Raw genomic sequence first — 20,250 nt, 5'->3', positions numbered from 1 at the left:
ATCTAAATATATAACCTTCCTGCAATCAATAAGACTATATCCGACGTGGATCTTGAGATTCTGCACGAGAGAATTCCGTACAACTTATAAACTCGACTGGTGTTCCTCCCAAAGCATAGATAGGTAAATATCGATACACTTTGATTGCTGCGATCGACGCGTAGAACACTATCAATGCTTGGTAAAATTTAGCGTTTGTCAAACAAAACCTAGTCTGGAAGTGAGTTATAAGAATACCGGAAAAAGTCAGAATAATATAACACTTTGAAATACTGTGCCTAAATAATGTAAGCAATTTATACAAAGATGAATTTTTCATCATCTTGAAAAAAATTTAAAAATTGCAGGTAGTAATTATGCTATTTATAATAATATGTCTGTTCATTGTTGATTTTTGATTAATTCCCTAAATTAGCGGCTCGCTGAAAGTTAAAGTAAAAGATAAGTGTGATGTTCCATAATCTGGATGACAACCGGATTCACTATTAAGAAGTAGCTTTCGATACAAATAGTAGGGAATCCATAGGTTAGGACTATTATTAATACACAAGTCCTAGCTGTATTCAACCACACAAATCACAACTTCTCAAAGTATGAAGTGATGTTATTAACATAATACTTGACTTCTCAAAGTATGAAGTGATGCTATTAACATCATTATTGCTTTGAATATATTTCAGAAATCAAATTTACTCGTAATGCTGTTCATTGGTAAATACTACTGATGGCAGTCTACCATTATGAGACCTTTTTTATTCTTAAATATTTTGAAAATATATAGGATGATTATGTCTAACGACTACCAGTTTTTTTGTAGAGATTTCTGGCTTCCTAGTGATTATGAATCTGAGAAAGATGGTGAGACTTTTATCTTTGCTTCTAATGGATTAGATTTAAATATTGCTGGTTTTTCTCTTATTAATTATTGTTTTGGTGAAGATAAGAATAAAACGAGTGTTAAATATGAAAGCCTTTTACAGACTCTGGCTTTTCCCTTAGATTTATATGGAGAAGAAATCAGTTTTTTATCACGAAATAGTGCGATCGCACTATTAAATGAGATATCTAATAAGTATTCTTGGGAGCTTACTTGCTGGCTACAGAATTACATTTATCCTTCCTGGGATCGTCAAGGGATAATAGATATACCTCGTGTTATTGATTGTTCTACTTTATTTAAAACAAGCTCAATTGCTTGGTCTCCTGTGCTGACAAATACTTAAGGCTGGAAACTGAGTATTGGAGATTGAGTATTGCGATAAGTCAGTGTTTACAAGCCAGAAGGCAGGAATTATTTTCTTTGTCCCCCTTGTTCCCAGTACCCAGTAAGTTACTTTTTCATTCAGTCAGGGAACTCTATCAATAAGGTTCAGCGTGTCCGGGTATTAGTTCCTTATGGATATAGCTGAACTTTGTTGTAAACACGATGTTGGGTTTTGAAACCAGCTTATGGATAAATCAATAATTCAGTTAGTTGACGAGTTACCAGCTGACAATATTACTGTCAAAGTGTTGAAGGCTCTCGATTATGTCGCACCAGGACAATGGAACAATTTGGTAGGGTTTGACAATACTATCCGCGCCATCACCGCAGAAACCGATGCTAATGTAATCCAGAAAATCCGCGATCGCGCTGTTACTCTATATCAAGATCCCCAACAAGGCTACCAGTCTGCCATCAAGCTTTATCAAATACTCGATAAAGCAGATACAGCTATGGCAACGGCAGCTTTAGCCAACAAAGTTGGTGAAAAAATCGGCTTTCTCTCTTTTTTAAGCAATATTACTCCCAAAGCCGACGTAACTCAATCAATTGACTTAGTACTGAAAATCGCGATCGAAATCATTGCCTTCTGCAAATTGAATGGCATTCCCCAACCTAACCCCCAAGAGTTTGCCAGTACTCTCGCTAACAACTATCAAGATGCATCCTTGATGCGGATGGCAGCTTTAGTTTGCATAGACGGAATTCTGCCGTTAGGTCCAGACTTCCTCAGCAAAATCCAGGGAATTATTAGTGGTGCGGATGTTGGTGTAGTAGCTCAAAATCCTGTCTTTTCAGCCGTTAACAACTTTATTCCAGGCAATAATCCCTCTGATAAACTTGGTTTTATCGCGCAGGGTTTTAACTCTGTGCAAGGCTGGATGAATAACTTAGTATCCAAGACAGGCGTAACCCCACAATCGATTTCTCAGAGTCTGGGTAGTTTTATTCAGATTGCGGATGATAATTTGGACTTTGTGGCAGCCTTCCTCGATCAAACTACCAATTACTACGAGCATACGGGAATTCAAACTGTAGCTCGCAGCTTGATTTTGCGAGCATATGCTTTAGTAAAAGAGGAAATTCAACAACAACCGCAAAAGTCCGTCCAAGATGTCTCATCTGCTGTTAATTCTGATAGCAGTGAATATGCACTGAGCAAAACAGTAGAGGTCTGGGATAATGATGATGCCGATTGGTATCAGGGAACGATTGAAAAAATCCAAAATGACCAATTCTTTATTCACTACATTGGCTATGGTTCATCTCATGATGAGTGGGTTGGCGAGGATGACATTCGGACTCGCGCTCTTAGTTCATCTGATGGCAGCGGATTTGCAGTCGGTCAAAAGGTAAAATGTTGGGATGGTGACCAAGAGGATTGGTATTCTGCAACCATTGAGAACATCCAAGGTCAGCAATACTATGTCCATTACATCGGTTACGACTCTTCTTATGACGAGTGGGTCGATTTAGAAGAGATTCGCTAACTACTGATGAAGGATAAAGGATGAAGTTGCTTGACCTATAAGGGGATGAAGCTTGAATATGAGAAAAAATCAGAAAGTCCCCACTTCATCCTTTATCTTTTACACTTTACAGTTCTATGGTTTATCAGGAGCAAATTACGATTTCTACCAAAAATGGCGAAATGCACGACTTGACTGATAAGGTAAATCAAATCGTGAAAAAATCGGGAATTCAGGCGGGGATCGTAAATGTATTTAACATTGGTAGTACAGCGGCAATTGGTGCAATTGAATTTGAACCTGGACTACAACAGGATCTACCGCAAATCCTGAATAAACTGATTCCCCCTAGCCGCGACTACGGACATGAGCAAACTTGGCATGATGGTAACGGACATTCTCACTTACAAGCTACTTGGTTAGGCCCTTCGCTTACGATTCCTGTGCAAAATGGTAGGTTGATTTTGGGTACATGGCAGCAAATCTTTCACCTAGAGTGTGACATTAAACCCCGCCAGCGTCAAATTATGGTGACGGTATATGGAGAGTAATTTCTTTACACAACTTGTTTTCTCTGTGAATTAGCTAAAAATAATCCAAAACAGAGAATTCTAGCAGTTACGTAGGAAATATTTATAGCAGATCGCCGCTTTTACGCTTTTTGTAGCAAGTATGCAACTAGCTGTTCTCCTGCGGTGTCAATATGGCGTTTCAGCAACCGGACGGCCGCTTTACTATCCCGCTGATGACAAGCGTCCAAGAGTTGATAGTGTTCTTTTTGCGATCGCTCTTGATAATCCATTTGTGCCAATTGTACGCGGACGTAGCGATCGCAATTAACATGCAAGTTTTTAATCATTGTTAGCAGTCGCGGACGTGCTGCACTGGCATAGAGTGTGGCATGGAATTCCCAGTTAAGTTTCGCTAATAAACCTGCATCGGTTGTTTGGTCGCTGGCTTCTAGAACTACAGCAGCTTTTTCTATATCAGGCGTACTTAACTTGGGTATTGCCAGCTGCATCGCTTTTACTTCCAAAGCGCTGCGAATCTCACAAATTTCCTGCGCCTCGGCGGCTGTCATTACCGATACCATTGCACCGCGATTGAGATGCAGCGTCACCAATCCTTCAGCCTCTAATTGCTTGAGTGCTTCGCGCACGGGAATGCGGCTGACTCCAAATTGAGTGGCAATTTCATCTTGTCTGAGGGATTGTCCTTCCTGAAAAATACCCTGTAGAATCGCTTCCCGCAAAGCATCAGCAATTAGATCGGGGGTACTGCGTTGGTGCAGTACATTGGCTGCTAATTCATTGAAGTTCATAATTTATATTGTATACAAAATCTAAAAATTGTATACAATATCCAAAGTAAAAAATAAAAATTCCCTAAACACTACGGGAGACAGTTATGAGTATTGGATCGCAAGCAGACAGAGTTATCATCTTCGACACAACGCTACGGGATGGCGAACAGTCACCAGGCGCAACCCTAAATGTAGAAGAGAAGCTAGCGATCGCTCATCAACTAGCTCTACTAGGTGTCGATGTGATTGAAGCTGGATTTGCCGTTGCCAGTCCGGGAGATTTTCAAGCTGTTAAAACCATCGCCGAACAAGTAGGGATACCAGGTGGGCCAATCATTTGTAGTTTGGCTAGAGCCATTCGCCAAGATATTCAAGCAGCAGCCGAAGCCTTGAAACCCGCTGCACGTCCTCGAATCCACACAATGATTTCTACCTCGGATATTCACCTCAAATATCAGTTGAAAAAGTCTCGTAGTGAAGTGTTAGCGATCGCCGAAGAAATGGTTGCCTATGCTAAGTCTTTTGTAGATGATGTAGAATTCTCACCGATGGATGCCAGCCGCACCGAGCCAGAGTTTCTTTATCAGGTATTGGAGCGAGCGATCGCAGTTGGTGCAACTACAATCAACATTCCTGATACCGTTGGCTACTGCACGCCTAAAGAAATGGGCAATCTGATTCAGGGCATTCGAGAACACGTTCCCAATATTGAGCGGGTGATTCTTTCCATCCACACTCAAAATGATTTGGGTTTGGCCACAGCTAACGCCCTCGCAGCAATTGAATACGGTGTACGCCAGGTGGAGTGTACGATTAATGGTATTGGCGAACGAGCAGGTAATGCGGCATTGGAAGAAATTGTCATGGCCTTACAAGTTCGCAAACCCTTCTTTAATCCTTACTTTAATCGTCCAGTTGATTGTGATGCACCTTTAACCAATATCAAAACCCAGGAAATTTACAAAACCTCCTCCTTGGTTTCGCAATTAACGGGAATGCTGATTCAGCCAAATAAAGCGATTGTGGGAGCAAATGCCTTTGCCCATGAATCGGGAATTCATCAAGATGGGATTATCAAGCACCGCCAAACCTATGAAATTATGGAAGCCGCTGCCATTGGTTTACCAGAAAATCGCATTGTTTTAGGCAAGCACTCCGGACGTAACGCCTTCCGTACCAGACTGAAGGAATTAGGATTTGAACTGAGTGAGGCAGATTTGAACAAAGCCTTCAATCGCTTCAAGGAAGTCGCTGACAAGAAAAAAGAAATGTCAGATTGGGATTTAGAAGCGATTGTACGAGATGAAACACAGATTCAAATAGAAAGTGGCTTTCAACTCGAACACATTCAGGTGATTTGTGGTGACTGCACTTGTCCAACTGCAACAATTACAGTTGTCACCCCTGATGGCAAAATCCTCACGGATGCGACTGTAGGCACCGGGCCAGTGGATGCTGTGTATCAGGCAATCAATCGACTAGTGCAGATTTCCAATCAACTCATAGAGTTCTCCGTCCAATCGGTGACTGGAGGAATTGATGCGCTAGGAACTGTGACAGTTCGTATAGGACATCAAGAGCGGATATTTTCGGGGCAAGCATCTGATACTGATATTGTGGTGGCAGCAGCTTATGCGTATATAAACGCCTTGAATCGGCTTTATCGTTACTTACAAATTCAAAGCCAGACTCCGTTACTGTTGGGTAGTTAGCGATCGCTTTTCTTCTATTTTTGGTGAGCGCGAATAATTACATTTCATCATTTTGACGAAGTTGTAAGTACCGAATTCAAAAATTGATTCGGTACTTATTTTTTTTGCACGTATCTATAATGGCGCGATCGCTCTTTTTTTGTAAATCTGTAAGTAAGACAGAGTTAATCTCATTTTTTTTATATTCCTAAAATTGTCAAGTTTTTTGCAGAATAACTTGACAATGTAACTCTAAACATTTCTTGCACAAAGTATTTCAAGAATTTAATCACTGTTAGCTTATCCTTTTCAGTGAATTGTGAAGTTCACTAACGGTATCAACTCCAGGGCAAACGCATCTAAAGTATAAGAATCCTTTAATAGCAAGGGTTTGGGTGTTTTATAATTGAGTCTCTTTTTTCATCAATATCCTTGTCCCGCAAGGGTTTCAGGTTTTACGTGCGTTTGCCCTGGTATCAATTCCAACTACTCAATACGGTTTAGTTTGCCCCTAGTGTTAGCGACGCTATATTTATCCCAAGTAATGAAAAAAGTTCAGATTCTGTACTTACTTTTTGAACATATTGATATGGAGCAGTCGCTACGTCAAAACTTTTGATGAACGCACTCACCGGGATCCTAATTCATTTAATCTAATTAAAAATCTATTTTCATTCTATTGAGTTTTTAATTTATAGTTAAAAATTTAAAACTAATATTTTGTAATTGCTATTACAAATCCAGATTTTAAGAATGTTAAATCTTGAACATTCAAATATTTTTCTATGTGCAATTTCTGAAAAAGAACAAGTTAAGCTATATTATAAAAATCTTTAGAAAACTTTATTAAGTTTTTTGACAACTACTAAAAAAATCCTTAAGCTAAGAGATAGGTCACACTAAATCAAACGAACAACAGTAATTTTGTGAGGTAAATATAAAATCACTGTTGCAGAATATCAACATGAACAAATGAATTGAACTCAATCATTGACTATAAATATTAGCCTCGCTGAATCTTGCGGCTACGAAGTTTACACTCAAACAACCGGATTTCGCTGCAAAAATCTGATTAACCAATTCCGGTCGTGTGTAAATATTCCTAGTCTTGCTAGCTAATATCAATAATTTTTGAGGCTGAACCGAGGAGCGGTAGATATGTCCAGGAGAAGACAATGCTTGAGTATCTTACATCTTTGAACGACCACAATTTACCCTACCCAGATACAATTCATCCCATCGTTGTTCACTTCGTAATTGCGATGGTATTGTTTGCATTCTTCTGTGATGTAGTTGGTTATTTGACGGGGAAAACTCATCTTTTTGAAGTGAGTTGGTGGAATATGTTTGTTGCCACGATCGCCATCTTCGTGGCCATTATTTTTGGTCAGTTTGAAGCAGGCTTGGCACAACCTTACGATCTGGCTAAATCAGTGTTGAATGTACACACACTCATTGGCTGGTCGCTTTCGGGAATTATCGCGGCGATTACAGCATGGCGCTATGTAATTCGTTCTCGCAACCCGCAAAAACTTTCAATTTATTATCTGGGAGCAGGGCTACTTTTAACCCTGATAGTTGGCTTGCAGGTATATCTGGGAGACGAACTTGTTTGGGTATATGGACTGCACACAGTGCCAGTTGTGGAAGCGGTTAAGGAAGGTATCTTGCCATGAACTCTGAACTGATTAACCAATTGAGCGACCTGGGTGCAAACGGACTGCCTTATAGTATTCCCATTCATCCCAACTTAGTTCACCTGACTCTGGGTTTGTTCATCATCGGCCTTACCTTTGATATCGCTGGTGTGCTGTTCCCTTTCCAAAAATGGGTCTTCAAATTTTTGGCGATTTCTGTTGAACGTGCCAACTTATTTGATGTCGGCTGGTACAACATGCTAGCTTCAACCGTCATTACTTTTTTCACCGTAGCAGCAGGCTTTTATGAAATGCTGCTGGCAACCCCACCAGCCGATGTCAAGAGTGCCTGGGGGTTACAGGCAATGGAAACTATGCTCTGGCATGGCGTAGGTGGAGTGTTCTTATTAGCGCTGATTCTGGTCATGACCATTTGGAGAGGATGGCAACGCTTCGTTTCTAACCAAGACGCAGATAAACAAGTGCATTGGAGCTATCTGCTTACAGGTGTAGCAGTCATGTTTATTATGTACGTCCACGGCACACTAGGAGCGCAAATGGCTGCCGAGTTTGGCATACATAATACAGCAGATAAATTGCTGCGATTGGGTGAAGACCTCAACACAGTACTCAAGTAGTCAAATTTTGTCAGTAGGGGCGCAAGCCCTTGCGCCCGTACATTTGTCAGTTGTCAGTTGTCTTGTCTACCAACCACCAACCACTAACCACTGACCATGAAAGTCCGGAAGATATTAAATATTTTGACCGTAATTAGCGGTGCGATCGCGGTGACTGTCACCAGTCTCTGGATAGGCAAGCAAGCTTATTCGTGGCTGCCTCCACAAGCAGCGGCGGAATCTCACCTGATTGACGATTTGATGAGCTTTTTGGTAACGCTGGGTGCATTCATCTTTCTGGGAGTGACTAGCACCCTGATGTATTCCGTGATTTTCCATCGGGCGAAAAAGGATGACTTCAGCGACGGCCCAGCCATTGAGGGTAATGTCACCCTAGAAGTTGTCTGGACAGCCATCCCAATTTTGCTAGTGTTTTGGATTGCTGGTTACAGCTACCAAGTTTACGAGCAAATGGGGATTCAAGGCCCGGCGCAGCTAGTTCACCTGCACAATCCAATGGGTATGGAATCGGCCTACGCAGCAACCAACGAAGCACCAGTTGCCGCCTTAACTGAACCTGTAGAAAAAATTGATGTACTGGCTAAACAATGGGCTTGGGTGTTTCACTATCCTCAAACAGATGTTACCAGTACCGAATTGCATTTACCAAGCGATCGCCGAGTAAGTTTAGCCTTGCGATCGGAAGATGTTTTGCACGGTTTTTACATTCCGGCATTTCGTCTCAAGCAAGACATTATTCCTAACCACACTATTGACTTTGAATTCACTCCGATTCGCACTGGTGAATATCGGCTAACCGACTCTCAATATAGCGGCACATACTTTGCGACCATGCAAGCGAATGTGGTCGTCGAATCACCAGAAGAGTACCACCAATGGCTAGCCCAAGCTGCAAGCCAAAAACCATCGCCAGCAAATAATCAGGCAGCTTCTGAGTATGCACAAGCATCTACTCAGCCAGTTAAAACTGGTTGGACTACAGTTGCACCTGCGGCATCTCCTCTGGTCAATTACCCAGGTTGAAAGGAACTATGACAAATATCCCTATTCAAGGCATCAGTCTCTCTAGTGAGAAGCCTCACCACGAATCCCCAGGTAACTGGAAGGAATACTTCAGCTTTAGCACTGACCATAAAGTTATTGGTATCCAGTACCTTGTTACTTCATTCTTCTTCTTTCTAGTCGGCGGCATCTTTGCGATGGTACTGCGGGGAGAACTGATTACACCCGATGCAGACCTAGTAGATCGCACCGTCTATAACGGCATGTTCACCATGCATGGCACTGTGATGCTGTTCTTGTGGACATTTCCCTCACTGGTTGGTTTTGCTAACTATCTAGTACCCCTAATGATTGGGGCGCGAGATATGGCATTTCCTCGCCTCAACGCTGTCGCCTTTTGGATGGTGCCAGTAGTCGGGATTCTGTTGATGGGCAGTTTCTTTGTCCCTGGTGGTCCAGCTCAAGCCGGTTGGTGGTCTTACCCACCAGTTAGTCTCCAGAATCCCACAGGTAACTTAATCAATGGACAAGTTATCTGGCTCTTGGCAGTAGCAATATCTGGCGTGTCTTCGATTATGGGGGCAGTCAACTTTGTCACCACCATCGTCAAGATGCGCGCGCCTGGGATGACTTTCTTCCGAATGCCATTGTTTGTCTGGGGTGTATTTAGCGCTCAGATTATCCAACTATTTGGATTACCCGCACTGACCGCAGGTGCAGTCATGCTGCTACTGGACCTTACAGTTGGTACTGGATTTTTTAACCCAGCCAACGGAGGAAATCCAGTCATGTTCCAGCATTACTTCTGGTTCTACTCCCACCCTGCCGTTTATGTGATTATTCTGCCCGTCTTCGGCATCTTCTCAGAAATCTTCCCGGTTTACTCTCGCAAACCTCTATTCGGGTACAAAGTAGTCGCCGTTTCATCAATCTTGATTGCCGTAGTCAGCGCCATTGTTTGGGTACACCACATGTATGTCAGCGGTACTCCTGGCTGGATGCGGTTGATTTTCATGCTCACTACTATGTTTGTGTCTGTACCCACTGGTATTAAGGTGTTTGCTTGGGTAGCGACCATCTGGGGAGGTAAGTTGCGACTAAATACACCGATGCTGTTTGCCTTGGGCGCATTAGTCATGTTTGTCTTCGCTGGCATCACAGGCATTATGCTTTCTTCTGTGCCAGTCGATGTCCACGTTAACAACACTTACTTTGTAGTTGGTCACTTTCACTATGTCCTCTACGGCACGGTGACGATGGGTTTGTATGCTGCCATCTATCACTGGTTCCCCAAAATGACCGGTCGGATGTACTACGAAGGCTGGGGTAAGTTGCACTTCGCTTTAGCATTTATCGGCACTAACCTCAACTTTTTACCCATGCACCCTTTAGGGTTGCAAGGAATGTTGCGTCGAGTTGCTTCCTACGCCCCAGAGTATGAATTCTGGAATATCATTGCTAGCCTTGGTGCATTTTTGTTAGGAATGTCCACTTTGCCCTTCATTTTCAACATGGTGATTTCTTGGATGCAAGGTGAGAAAGCACCAGATAATCCTTGGCAGGCAATTGGACTAGAGTGGATGGTTTCTTCACCGCCCCCAGTAGAGAACTTTGAAGAAATTCCCATCATCATTTCTGAACCCTATGCTTACGGTAAATCCGAACCGTTAACAGCACAAGCTCACACTCACAACTAACGCAGAGAATCGGGAAGACGCAGAAACCCTCTGCATACACTCTGCGCGACGGCAGTCGCTACAACGGGGAGCCACTGCGGTCTTGGGGTTTCCCCAAGTGGAGCAAGTGGCGTGGGAACCCCCGCAACGCGCTGCCTCCCCTTCGCGTACCTCTGCGTTTCAATTTCAAACCTCTTCAGCCTGCAAGGTAATAGGATCGATGGACAGTTATATCGCTTCAGATGAGTTGCACCAGACAGGTGGCGAACACAGCTACGACGAAGAAGGTAACAAGATGTTTGGCTTCATCGTGTTCCTACTGTCTGAAAGCGTCATTTTCCTGAGTTTTTTTGCAGGATACATTATCTACAAAATAACGACTCCTAACTGGCTACCAGTTGGTGTTTCGGGACTGGAAATTAAAGAACCTGCAATCAATACGGTAATTCTTGTTGCCAGTAGCTTTGTCATTTATTTAGCAGAACGCGAGCTGCAACGTCATAAATTATGGAGATATCGTTTGTTTCTCTTAGCAACGATGGCGATGGGCAGCTACTTTTTGTTTGGACAGGCGATTGAATGGAGTCACCTAGCTTTTGGCTTCACCACTGGAACATTTGGAGGTATGTTTTACCTGTTAACAGGTTTCCACGGTTTGCACGTTTTTACCGGAATTCTGTTGCAATTAATTATTTTGGTGCGCTCTTTCATTCCTGGAAATTACGATTCAGGTCACTATGGTGTCAATGCAACTTCTTTATTTTGGCACTTCGTCGATGTAATTTGGATTATTCTGTTTATCCTTATTTATGTTTGGCAATAAGGATTAATATTCAAATCAATATGGCATGGAGGTAGTTACTTCCATGCCTTAATTATTCCAATAACCAACCAAATAAATCTCCAACTGTCAGCTTTAATTCACTTGCAAAATCCGGGACTGGAAGTAAAGAATTTGCTTCATCCAAAAAGACTGGCTGTTGATTGCGTATATACACAATTACGATTTGCTCTTTTGGATCGATTAGCCAACCCATTTGGGTTTCATAATTTAAGTAATGCAAAATATTCTTCGTTACTTTCGTAACGCTTTGGTCAGGCGATAGAATTTCAATTGTCCAATCAGGGGTTGCTTGGAAAACGTTGGCGATTTCGCCATTTTCATTGCGGGGAATTCTGTTCCAAGTAAATACGCTCACATCTGGTACTATTGACCTGCTACCAAATGTACACCGTAGTTCTGGAAAAGCACGAGCAATTCGATTGGGCTTAACTACCGAGTTAATAGCGCTAACCGTTTCACCTTGAATTGTACTGTGTTTTCCCTGTGGCATTGGTTTTTGAATAATTTGACCATCAATGTATTCACTAGCGGGTTTGGTTTCTGGGAGCTTGAGAAATTCTGCTAATGTTATGCTTTTTTGTGGTGTTTGTACCATTGCGATCGCCTCTTGTAAAAATCTCAATTTGGTGGCTGTTAGAAACAACCACGAAAACACTCAGACATAAAGTTTTTTACATTCTTTCTAGTACTTGAATTCCCAGTAAAGATAGTCCTAATTTTAGAGTTCTAGCTGTTAAGTCACAGAGAACTAAGCGGGATGTCCGTAGTGGTTCTTCAGCATTTAAGACTTGAACTCCTCGATCGCGATCGTAAAACTGATTAAACTTTTTACTCAGTTCGTACAAATATTCGCATAAACGATGGGGCAATAAGTCTTGCTCTACAGTATTAATTACTTCGTCTAGTTGCAGCAAGTATTTTGCCAATGCCAATTCTGTTTCATGTTGCAACAGAACTTTGGCATTGTCTGCCAACTCTTTAAAGTTAATATCACCTTTGCGGCTAATACCCTGAATCCGCGCATAAGCATATAGCATATAAGGCGCGGTATTGCCTTTGAGATCCAGCATTTTGTCGTAGCTGAAAATATAGTTACTGGTGCGGTTTTGGCTTAAGTCAGCATATTTCACTGCACTGATGCCAACTACCTCAGCAACTTTATTAATGAATTCTTCAGCTTCTTGGCGCTCTTCTTCTTGTAATCTAGCTTTTAAGTCTGTACGGGCACGAGCGATCGCTTCATCTAATAAATCCCGCAATCTTACAGTATCGCCAGAACGAGTTTTGAATTTTTTACCATCTTCACCTAACACCAAACCAAAGGTAACGTGGACAAGTTCCACATCATCGGGAACCCATCCCGCCTTGCGTGCTACTTTGATGAATTGGGCAAAGTGGTTTGCTTGTCCAGCATCTGTTACATAAATTATGCGCTTTGCTTCATCTTGTTGAATCCGGTAGCGTAGAGCTGCTAAATCTGTCGTAGCGTAGTTATAGCCACCATCGGATTTCTGCACAATCAAGGGCAAAGGTTCACCTTCTCTATTGGTAAATCCTTCCACAAAAACGCATTTTGCGCCTTGGTTTTCTACCAATAAGCCAGATTTTTCTAAATCTTCTACAACACCTGGAAGTAAAGGATTATAAAAAGATTCACCCCGTTCAATTACACGAACATCAAGTAAGTCATAAATTATCTGAAACTCTTGGCGCGACTGTTCGCACAGTAATTTCCAAGCATGTAGCGTATCTTCTGCACCTGCTTGCAATCTAACAACTTCTTGCCGTGCTGTCTCTTGGAAAGCTTCATCGGCATCAAACCGCTGTTTTGCTTTGCGGTAAAAGGTGACTAAATCGCCAATATCCAAAGCATTAGCAGTAGTTAAAGCTTCTGGGTAAACTTCCCGGAGATAGGCGATTAACATGCCAAACTGCGTACCCCAATCACCCACATGATTCAGCCGCAGGACATCATGTCCTTGAAATTCGAGAACGCGGGCGATGGAATCACCAATAATCGTGGAACGCAAATGTCCGACGTGCATTTCTTTGGCAATGTTCGGACTGGAAAAATCTACAATTTCCCGCTGTGGTGTTTTCGCCGTGGGGATTCCTAGTCTGGGATCTGCTTGAATGGCATTCAGTTGTGCTTCTAGGTATGCTGTTTTCAGTTTGAGGTTAATAAAACCTGGCCCGGCTATTTCTGGCGGTTCGCAGATTTCTGATACATCTAGTTTCTCAACAATAGTAGAAGCGATCGCTCTTGGTTGCTTTCCTAACTTTTTACTCAGCGATAAAGCAACATTCGCCTGATAATCACCAAATTTAGGATTGCTAGCAGCAACCAAAATCGGATCTACTCCAGCCAAGTCAGGGCCAAAAGCAGCCACCAAAGCCTGCTCAAATTTTAGTTTTAGTTGTTCTTGTGTAGCGTTCATACGTAAATGTTATCTGTTTGAGGGGGCTATGGGCTGTCTAATGGTTGGACATTTTCAAAAGCTTGATTATTCTAGCCCTAAAATATGGTTACATAGTTCAACAGAAGACCATTGTGGTACATTACCATCCACTGGACTGTCTTCCATCTTCGATATAATTGCTTGATTGTGACGATACTCCATGTTTTCGAGCGATCGCCGATGCTAATCTTATATAAATTAGCGAAGCTCTTGATTTTGCAGACAAATTGTATAAGCTTCATTAACTATACGCATTTTTTCTTGAGCTTGTTGTAGTATTTGTGGCTTACCCACAAATAAATCTGGATGCCATTGTTTGACTAAAGTTCGATAAGCTTGTTTCACTTCGGCAAATGAAGCACTCGGTTGTAACCCTAAAGTCGTATAAGCGCGAGCAATTTTATCTTTTTCAACCTCTGTTTTGGGTTGATTCGGTGCTTTGCTAGTTTGCGAACCAGAACGCATTTCTACTTTCATTTGTGCAATCTCCTCATCAAGTTCCCAGTTGCGAAATTTCGCTTCCACCTCTTCTGGACGTGGTGAGGGAGGTGAAGAAACTTGCTGTCGTGGAGATTCTACTCTGGTGCTGGTATTCTTTGTTGTATTTTCTTGTCGTTGCTGATTCGGAATATCTTTTGCTGAGGAAGTTTGAACTGTTTCTTGTTGTGGGAAATATTCTCTGCTTGAGTTTTGAGGTTTTGGTGTTTCTTGATAAGATTGATAATTTGAAAAGATATTTGCTGTTTCTAACTCTTGCAGTAATTGATTAAAAGTATTTTGCCATGACTGCAAATCTTCACGTTTATTAGTAATTTCTTGCGGTTCCAGACCAACTGTAAAGCGAATTATTTTTACAGCTTTCTGCTCGTATTCTGCCAAAATTGTTAACCCTTGATGACTGAAGCGAGATAAATAATCTTCAATTGCGACTATACAAAGTTTAGCAACTTCTTGATGATAAGATTCTTTTACTAATTGTTCGTCTTGTTTTTGGACATTTTTATTTAACAAATAAGAAATACTTCCAACTACAGCTGCTCCTACAGGGCCGCCTAACAACCAACCAATACCACTGCCAACTGCTATGGAACCAGGTTCACTCAAAGTATCTGTATTATTTGGTTTTGGTGGTAGCGTTATTTGCGGTTCGCTAGGAAGGGGAATTAATAAGTCTTCTGGTCGTTGTTCTTGGAAAAAGTCGTAAGCTTGGTAAAGCCATTTCACTACAGCTAGTTGCAATTGTGTCAGGTCGTTTTTGAAAGTGCCTGTTTGCCACGCTTTAAAATTATTTTCTGCCAATGCGACTGCTGCATCGGCTTGATATTTTGCAAGCAGCTTGGGTAATGCTAGCCAATCGCGTAGTTCTCTAACACTTGTGACAAAGCCTTGATTAATTAAGTTAGCAGCTTTTTGTTTAACTTCAATTTTGGCGTTTTGCTTGTCATCAAAAGTTTTAATTTCATTAGCAAGCGGGTCAATTTTATTTTTTAATGATAATTGAATTTGAGAGGCGAGCGCCTGCAATCTTGGCAATCGCACATCGCCACAATTTTGTTGTAAAATCCCAACAATATTTTGCAAAGCTACTTCAAAAGCTGCTAAACCGCTACTATTAGCGGCAGCAACATCACCTTTTAATCTAGCTCTTAATGCAGGTAAAGCATCTACACGATATAAATTACTAAAACCAGCAGGTAATTCGGCTCGAAAGCTTTCTGCAACAAATATCAAACGATTTTGAACTTGTTTTTGCTCGTCGGGTTCGAGTAAGTTAATAAAATTAACAACAAAAATAACTGTTTTAATACCGCGATCTAATAACCAATCTCGCAGGTTTTCTCGTTCGCCTAAAGTCATTAACTTACGTGCATCCAATAACTGAACAACTAAATCTGAACTTAAAAGTTGTTCTCTGACTAAATTATTTTGTTCTTCTCGATCGTTTGTTCCCGGTAAATCGAGAAATTCTACACCCATTTCTAAGAAGGGATGGGGACAAAAAACTTCTACAGATGCCACATCTTTTCGCATCTGTCTATTCTCATCTAGAATGGCAAATTGCTGTAAAATTTCTGTGCCGCTACAGTCAATTTCTGTTCCATCGACTAAAATGATGCGAGTCCGCACGTCAGAACCATATCTAACAGTAATCGCTGCGCCTGTTGTGGGAATCAAATCAATTGGTAATGTGCGATTTCCCAGCATAGCATTCAACAGAGTTGACTTGCCATGATTAAAAGGCCCAAATACCGCAATCCGAAAGTTGGAATTAGCCAGATTGTTGCAGATGGCAATTAAATCTCGATTCAGTTGCGATTTTTGCTTTAAATCTAGTAACCCAGATGCAGATTTGAGAGAGTATACTAAATTTTTATAACCTTCAGACTTTTGTTGCATATTTTCCTCATTCCCACTGCACCCAAAATTTCATTATCTGCGTCTGGGTCTAAAGTTATTTAGCTATAGTAAGTTATTAAATTACTATATGCCGCTTCAATTTTTTGTACCTCAGCTATGACATTCTCTTGCAAAACTTTTAATCGATTTAACTCGCGATCGCGATTAATATCTCGTGTTTGTTTTTGTTGTAAAAGATTATCTAATTCAGATTTACGAGCTAAAATATCATCGTTAATTCGCTTATTTACTTCTCTTTCATAAGCATCAAAACACTCTTTTACTGCATCGTATACAGTCTGCGATCGCTCTTGGGCAACTTGTGGCAAATACTTAACTAATTCTTTTTTGGCGCTTTTAACTAACTGTTTTCGAGCTTGGTCTGCTTGTAAAAATCCTACACCTAAGCCAAGTAAAGGGATATAGAGAGGAGCAAGGATAGGGCTGATTATTGTTCCTATTAATGCACCAATACCAAGTACAGTAAAGTAGTTCAGTAAGATATTTTTCCAGTCAAACCCTACACTAGCCATTGCAAAACCAGCAATGTTACCGTTAGTCAAAGATAACAATCCCATTGCCCATTTTGCCCATGCAGGAGAGTTATCATCTTCTGTAGTAGCTTCAGCATCAATTATAACTTTTTGTCCGGTTAATTTTTCAGTGATTTGGTCTGTTACTTGACTATAAGATGCGCCATACTGTGCGGCACTCCGAGAAAGTTCTTTAAAAGCTGCATTCATATCTTTTTCAGCAGTTAAAGTCCAAGCGGCAAATTTATCAGTAATGTATTGTTCAAAAGCTTTTTGCAAGGCTGCGTTAAATGCATCGCGTTTGCCGTTACTGAGGAAATCAAGTATCTTTAATTCTGGCTGATAGCGTAAGAAATCGGTTTCAAAGGTATTGCTTAAATCTAAAACGTAGCTGCGAAACGATTCAGAAATTGCTCTTGCTTGAGTGTCTCTTGTATGGATAATTTCTTTTTGAAATCGATCGCGGATATTTGTAAGTTTGTTAAACTCTGGTTCTACTGAATCAATCCGTTTTTTCAATTCATCTACATTTTGGTCGAGTAATGGTATGCGTCTTGCAATTGCTTCGCGGGTATGATTGCAGGTTTGTCTAGCTAAGGTTCTAACTTGGCGGAGTTCTGCGATCGCACGTTCTTTAGTGAGAAAAGTATTCAACGCTCCCATAAAAGCAGTAAAACTAGTTCCTGATAAATCTGCTTCGGGATTTTTCAATCGTTTTCTGAGTGCTTGAATTGAAGAAAGTTCAAACACGCGTTCCTCATAAATATTCTGACCATCTACATAACAATATTCTGCCAAATTGGCGCTAAATACTTGCCGTAGTCTGTCTTCTGCTGCTGTTAACTCCTCTACATCATCAGGATCGATCAATGATTCCCGCACTTGATCCCAAGCATTAAGTAAAAAGAAAACTGTCAATCCTCGACCTTTGATGTAATTTTCTAAATAGCGACGCTCGCCCAAAGTACATGGTTGGGAAGCTCTCATGACAAATAAAATTGCATGACAATTATTTACATAACCTAATGATAATTCGTTACGTGCTTCTGTATCATTTAATCCCGGAGTATCAACAATCTCAATGCCATTTTCTAGCAGTGGCAAGGGGTACTCAACTACTGCATAATCTACATCAGGAAATGCTTGTTTTTTCTCTTGTTCTAATTTTTTGGCTTCAGCCGAGTCAATCGTATATTTATATCTAAAGCTCTGAAAATCTAGCTGTTGGGGATTTTTACCGTCATTAAAATGAATGGTAACTGTCTTTTCTAGGCCATAGCGTAAAACTGTTAATACTGCTGTGCATGGGTTAACATCGCTCGGTAACAAGTTTTCACCAATTAAAGCATTTAAAAAGGTGCTTTTCCCCCGTTTCATATCGCCTAAAACTAAAAGGCGAAATACACCTTGCTTTAGATTTTTACTAGCTACTGTAATATCTTGAATATCTCTTTCTAAACTGAGTTTACCTGAAGATGAATCCCCAGCTAATTCAGCTTGATTAATAGTTTCAGCAATTTGATTCAAACCTACAGAAATTTCAGACCGCACTTGAGCAATACGCTCTAAATCTTGGAGAAATTTGTCAGTTACCACTCGATCGCTCATAAAATAACACCTTAATTAAGGATTGTTTTTTTGGGAATCAAAAAATAGTTTCTCAGTTACCCCCGCCAGCACAGCGACAATAATCACTCTAGCTAACTGCGGGGCTACGCCTCGCCTACGCAAAGCATGGGCATCATTCATCGTAAATGATGCCTACTTGTTGCTGTTTACGCCGTCTGTTTAGAAGCTGCTTTGGAATCTGCGGTCGATTTTAACCTAGTAATGGTGGCTTTACGAATGCGATCGCTTTTGCGTACTCCGCCTGTCATTTCGTATTCCCGGCTGTCTTTGCCATACTTCAATACCACACCACTGACTAAGCGTTCTGAGGTTTCGCGGATGGCTTTTTCAAGGGTTTCTATTTCTGCCTTTGCCGAATCAAGGGCGGTTAGCATCATATTATACTGGTCAATCTGGTTACGGAGTTGCCCGGTTAACTCGGTTAAATGGTTTAAACTGATGGAGTTACCAAAGTCAAGGCTGGAATCAATTGATTTAAATCCGATTACTCTCTGTTCGGTTTTTTCCAGCAGGGTAGAGCTTCTTTTTTTGCGTGGCATCAATGGATACTTTTTACTAAACTCTATCTTTCTAGAGTGTCTCAATGGGACAATGTAGCGGTTCAGTAAAGCTTGCAAAAAAAGGTGTTTTTTTTAATAAGATTAGATTGCTAGCTCAGTAATTACACGACGCTAGAGAATAAATAGTTGAGAATGGACTTGTGTTGTGAATGAATGGACTTATGTTGTGGACGAATGAACTTGTGTTGTGAATGAATGGACTTATGTTGTGAATGAATGGACTTGCGTTGTGGACGAATGGACTTGTGTTGTGAACTAACAAGAGAGACGCGATAAATCGCCGTCTCTACAAGGCGTTTTTGTCATGTATGATTTTTATCAAAAAAACGATCCGAACCGTGTTGCATACAATCGATAAATGCCATATTTATACCAATTTGAAAAAAATTTAACAAATAAACCATCTTGTAGAGACGCGATTCATCGCGTCTTAAACCAAGGATGTGTTGCAATCATTAATTGAATTGGCATTAGATTTTTTCACGCAATTAAACCGGATTCCTGTATAACAACCAATATAGCCACAGCCCCTCTCTGCAAGGAAAGAGTGTAGAAAATTATCTGTTGCAAGATTGGCTGAAGAATGCTTTAGAAGTGGTGCGCGTACAAGAAGAACAGGAAAACGCTTTCGCAGATTTATTCAAGAATAATAGTCTGTGGTTGTTGTTGGATGCAGCTGATGAAATGTCTTCACCCCAACCATTAACTGAGATTTCCCAGCAGTTGACGGGATGGGTGAAAAATGCGCGGGTTGTGCTGACTTGTCGGGTGAATGTTTGGGAAGCAAACGCCGGCGCTTTAGAAAATTTCGAGACGTATCGGTTACTCAATTTTGAATATCCGCAACAAGTGCAAGAGTTTATTGGGCGTTGGTTTCACAACAAGGATGCAGACAAAGGGGAAAGATTATGGCAGGAATTAGATAAAGCTGAACGTCAGCGCATCCAAGATTTAGTTAAAAATCCTTTGCGGTTAGCGCTGTTGTGTAGCACTTACGATCCCCCCGTTCCCCCCTTTCCAAGGCTACGGTGTACACACAAGTCGAAGTAAAGTAATAAGAGCAGGGGTTTTGAGGAGTAAAAGGCAGTGGAAAATCCAATCAGAATACACGCGCAAGCAGTTAAGGGGAAAGCATTTGGAGACGGGCG

At 41.2% G+C, this 20,250-nt stretch carries 18 protein-coding genes; 10 read left to right on the top strand and 8 right to left on the bottom strand.

Annotation, left to right across the window (positions count from 1 at the left end; all coding sequences use genetic code 11):
* Nucleotides 1-34 precede the first annotated feature (34 nt).
* Complete coding sequence (locus RMY31_RS28240; protein WP_322657252.1) at nucleotides 35-202, bottom strand: hypothetical protein; 168 nt, start codon at nucleotides 200-202, stop codon at nucleotides 35-37.
* A 586-nt stretch (nucleotides 203-788) separates the two neighbouring features.
* On the opposite strand from RMY31_RS28240, the gene RMY31_RS28235 reads away from it, so the two are divergent.
* The 3 genes from RMY31_RS28235 (at nucleotide 789) to RMY31_RS28225 (ending at nucleotide 3,284) form a co-directional block, all read left to right on the top strand.
* A complete protein-coding gene (locus tag RMY31_RS28235; protein ID WP_322657251.1) occupies nucleotides 789-1,223 on the top strand; it encodes a hypothetical protein in 435 nt (144 codons plus the stop codon).
* 226 nt (nucleotides 1,224-1,449) lie between these two features.
* Nucleotides 1,450-2,754: a Tudor-knot domain-containing protein gene (locus RMY31_RS28230; protein WP_322657250.1), complete on the top strand. Its 1,305-nt coding sequence runs from the start codon at nucleotides 1,450-1,452 to the stop codon at nucleotides 2,752-2,754.
* Nucleotides 2,755-2,870: 116 nt separating this feature from the next.
* Complete coding sequence (locus tag RMY31_RS28225) at nucleotides 2,871-3,284, top strand: secondary thiamine-phosphate synthase enzyme YjbQ (RefSeq protein ID WP_322657249.1); 414 nt, start codon at nucleotides 2,871-2,873, stop codon at nucleotides 3,282-3,284.
* Between the two features lie 101 nt (nucleotides 3,285-3,385).
* On the opposite strand, the gene RMY31_RS28220 is transcribed toward RMY31_RS28225, so the two are convergent.
* Complete coding sequence (locus tag RMY31_RS28220) at nucleotides 3,386-4,054, bottom strand: GntR family transcriptional regulator (protein ID WP_322657248.1); 669 nt, start codon at nucleotides 4,052-4,054, stop codon at nucleotides 3,386-3,388.
* 86 nt (nucleotides 4,055-4,140) lie between these two features.
* On the opposite strand from RMY31_RS28220, the gene RMY31_RS28215 reads away from it, so the two are divergent.
* The 6 genes from RMY31_RS28215 (at nucleotide 4,141) to RMY31_RS28190 (ending at nucleotide 11,503) form a co-directional block, all read left to right on the top strand.
* Complete coding sequence (locus RMY31_RS28215; protein WP_322657247.1) at nucleotides 4,141-5,748, top strand: 2-isopropylmalate synthase; 1,608 nt, start codon at nucleotides 4,141-4,143, stop codon at nucleotides 5,746-5,748.
* A 1,154-nt stretch (nucleotides 5,749-6,902) separates the two neighbouring features.
* Nucleotides 6,903-7,403: a DUF2231 domain-containing protein gene (locus tag RMY31_RS28210; RefSeq protein WP_322657246.1), complete on the top strand. Its 501-nt coding sequence runs from the start codon at nucleotides 6,903-6,905 to the stop codon at nucleotides 7,401-7,403.
* Complete coding sequence (locus RMY31_RS28205; RefSeq protein WP_322657245.1) at nucleotides 7,400-8,002, top strand: DUF2231 domain-containing protein; 603 nt, start codon at nucleotides 7,400-7,402, stop codon at nucleotides 8,000-8,002. The genes RMY31_RS28210 and RMY31_RS28205 overlap by 4 nt, the downstream gene beginning before the upstream one ends.
* Before the next feature lie 96 nt (nucleotides 8,003-8,098).
* A complete protein-coding gene (locus RMY31_RS28200; protein ID WP_322657244.1) occupies nucleotides 8,099-9,025 on the top strand; it encodes a cytochrome c oxidase subunit II in 927 nt (308 codons plus the stop codon).
* An 8-nt stretch (nucleotides 9,026-9,033) separates the two neighbouring features.
* The gene (gene ctaD, locus RMY31_RS28195; RefSeq protein ID WP_322657243.1) at nucleotides 9,034-10,701 is read left to right on the top strand and encodes a cytochrome c oxidase subunit I; all 1,668 of its coding nucleotides are present in this window, start codon (nucleotides 9,034-9,036) and stop codon (nucleotides 10,699-10,701) included.
* 199 nt (nucleotides 10,702-10,900) lie between these two features.
* Nucleotides 10,901-11,503 (top strand): heme-copper oxidase subunit III, encoded by a 603-nt coding sequence (locus tag RMY31_RS28190; RefSeq protein ID WP_322657242.1) that lies wholly within the window; start codon nucleotides 10,901-10,903, stop codon nucleotides 11,501-11,503.
* A 52-nt stretch (nucleotides 11,504-11,555) separates the two neighbouring features.
* Here RMY31_RS28190 and RMY31_RS28185 read toward each other — a convergent pair whose 3' ends face one another.
* The 6 genes from RMY31_RS28185 to RMY31_RS28160 all read right to left on the bottom strand — a co-directional run bounded on the left by RMY31_RS28185 (nucleotide 11,556) and on the right by RMY31_RS28160 (nucleotide 19,081).
* A complete protein-coding gene (locus RMY31_RS28185) occupies nucleotides 11,556-12,119 on the bottom strand; it encodes a Uma2 family endonuclease (RefSeq protein WP_322657409.1) in 564 nt (187 codons plus the stop codon).
* A gap of 76 nt (nucleotides 12,120-12,195) precedes the next feature.
* A complete protein-coding gene (gene argS / locus RMY31_RS28180) occupies nucleotides 12,196-13,962 on the bottom strand; it encodes an arginine--tRNA ligase (protein WP_322657241.1) in 1,767 nt (588 codons plus the stop codon).
* Nucleotides 13,963-14,181: 219 nt separating this feature from the next.
* Nucleotides 14,182-16,380, bottom strand: coding sequence for a dynamin family protein (locus tag RMY31_RS28175; RefSeq protein ID WP_322657240.1), 2,199 nt, complete (start codon nucleotides 16,378-16,380; stop codon nucleotides 14,182-14,184).
* Between the two features lie 59 nt (nucleotides 16,381-16,439).
* The gene (locus RMY31_RS28170) at nucleotides 16,440-18,521 is read right to left on the bottom strand and encodes a dynamin family protein (RefSeq protein WP_322657238.1); all 2,082 of its coding nucleotides are present in this window, start codon (nucleotides 18,519-18,521) and stop codon (nucleotides 16,440-16,442) included.
* Between the two features lie 15 nt (nucleotides 18,522-18,536).
* On the bottom strand, nucleotides 18,537-18,662 hold the full coding sequence (locus RMY31_RS28165; protein WP_409878657.1) for a hypothetical protein: 126 nt from the start codon (nucleotides 18,660-18,662) through the stop codon (nucleotides 18,537-18,539).
* A gap of 26 nt (nucleotides 18,663-18,688) precedes the next feature.
* Complete coding sequence (locus RMY31_RS28160) at nucleotides 18,689-19,081, bottom strand: hypothetical protein (RefSeq protein ID WP_322657237.1); 393 nt, start codon at nucleotides 19,079-19,081, stop codon at nucleotides 18,689-18,691.
* Nucleotides 19,082-19,666: 585 nt separating this feature from the next.
* Here RMY31_RS28160 and RMY31_RS28155 point away from each other — a divergent pair.
* Nucleotides 19,667-20,152, top strand: a complete 486-nt coding sequence (locus RMY31_RS28155; RefSeq protein ID WP_409878655.1) for an NACHT domain-containing protein — start codon at nucleotides 19,667-19,669, stop codon at nucleotides 20,150-20,152.
* The last annotated feature ends 98 nt before the right edge of the window (nucleotides 20,153-20,250 follow it).

The organism is Dendronalium sp. ChiSLP03b, from assembly GCF_034531165.2.
GTDB lineage: Bacteria > Cyanobacteriota > Cyanobacteriia > Cyanobacteriales > Nostocaceae > Dendronalium > Dendronalium minutum.
Note: the sequence above shows the minus strand (reverse complement) of the source record. Positions and strands in the feature narration are given on the sequence as shown.

Bases quoted from the DNA above. Each gene is read 5' to 3' on its own strand.
- RMY31_RS28220 (WP_322657248.1), bottom strand. From the start codon at position 4,054: ATGAACTTCAATGAATTAGCAGCCAATGTACTGCACCAACGCAGTACC.
- RMY31_RS28185 (WP_322657409.1), bottom strand. From the start codon at position 12,119: ATGGTACAAACACCACAAAAAAGCATAACATTAGCAGAATTTCTCAAG.
- argS (WP_322657241.1), bottom strand. From the start codon at position 13,962: ATGAACGCTACACAAGAACAACTAAAACTAAAATTTGAGCAGGCTTTG.
- RMY31_RS28210 (WP_322657246.1), top strand. From the start codon at position 6,903: ATGCTTGAGTATCTTACATCTTTGAACGACCACAATTTACCCTACCCA.
- RMY31_RS28165 (WP_409878657.1), bottom strand. From the start codon at position 18,662: ATGAATGATGCCCATGCTTTGCGTAGGCGAGGCGTAGCCCCGCAGTTA.
- RMY31_RS28235 (WP_322657251.1), top strand. From the start codon at position 789: ATGTCTAACGACTACCAGTTTTTTTGTAGAGATTTCTGGCTTCCTAGT.
- RMY31_RS28190 (WP_322657242.1), top strand. From the start codon at position 10,901: ATGGACAGTTATATCGCTTCAGATGAGTTGCACCAGACAGGTGGCGAA.
- RMY31_RS28200 (WP_322657244.1), top strand. From the start codon at position 8,099: ATGAAAGTCCGGAAGATATTAAATATTTTGACCGTAATTAGCGGTGCG.
- RMY31_RS28225 (WP_322657249.1), top strand. From the start codon at position 2,871: ATGGTTTATCAGGAGCAAATTACGATTTCTACCAAAAATGGCGAAATG.
- ctaD (WP_322657243.1), top strand. From the start codon at position 9,034: ATGACAAATATCCCTATTCAAGGCATCAGTCTCTCTAGTGAGAAGCCT.
- RMY31_RS28170 (WP_322657238.1), bottom strand. From the start codon at position 18,521: ATGAGCGATCGAGTGGTAACTGACAAATTTCTCCAAGATTTAGAGCGT.
- RMY31_RS28230 (WP_322657250.1), top strand. From the start codon at position 1,450: ATGGATAAATCAATAATTCAGTTAGTTGACGAGTTACCAGCTGACAAT.
- RMY31_RS28160 (WP_322657237.1), bottom strand. From the start codon at position 19,081: ATGCCACGCAAAAAAAGAAGCTCTACCCTGCTGGAAAAAACCGAACAG.
- RMY31_RS28205 (WP_322657245.1), top strand. From the start codon at position 7,400: ATGAACTCTGAACTGATTAACCAATTGAGCGACCTGGGTGCAAACGGA.
- RMY31_RS28175 (WP_322657240.1), bottom strand. From the start codon at position 16,380: ATGCAACAAAAGTCTGAAGGTTATAAAAATTTAGTATACTCTCTCAAA.
- RMY31_RS28215 (WP_322657247.1), top strand. From the start codon at position 4,141: ATGAGTATTGGATCGCAAGCAGACAGAGTTATCATCTTCGACACAACG.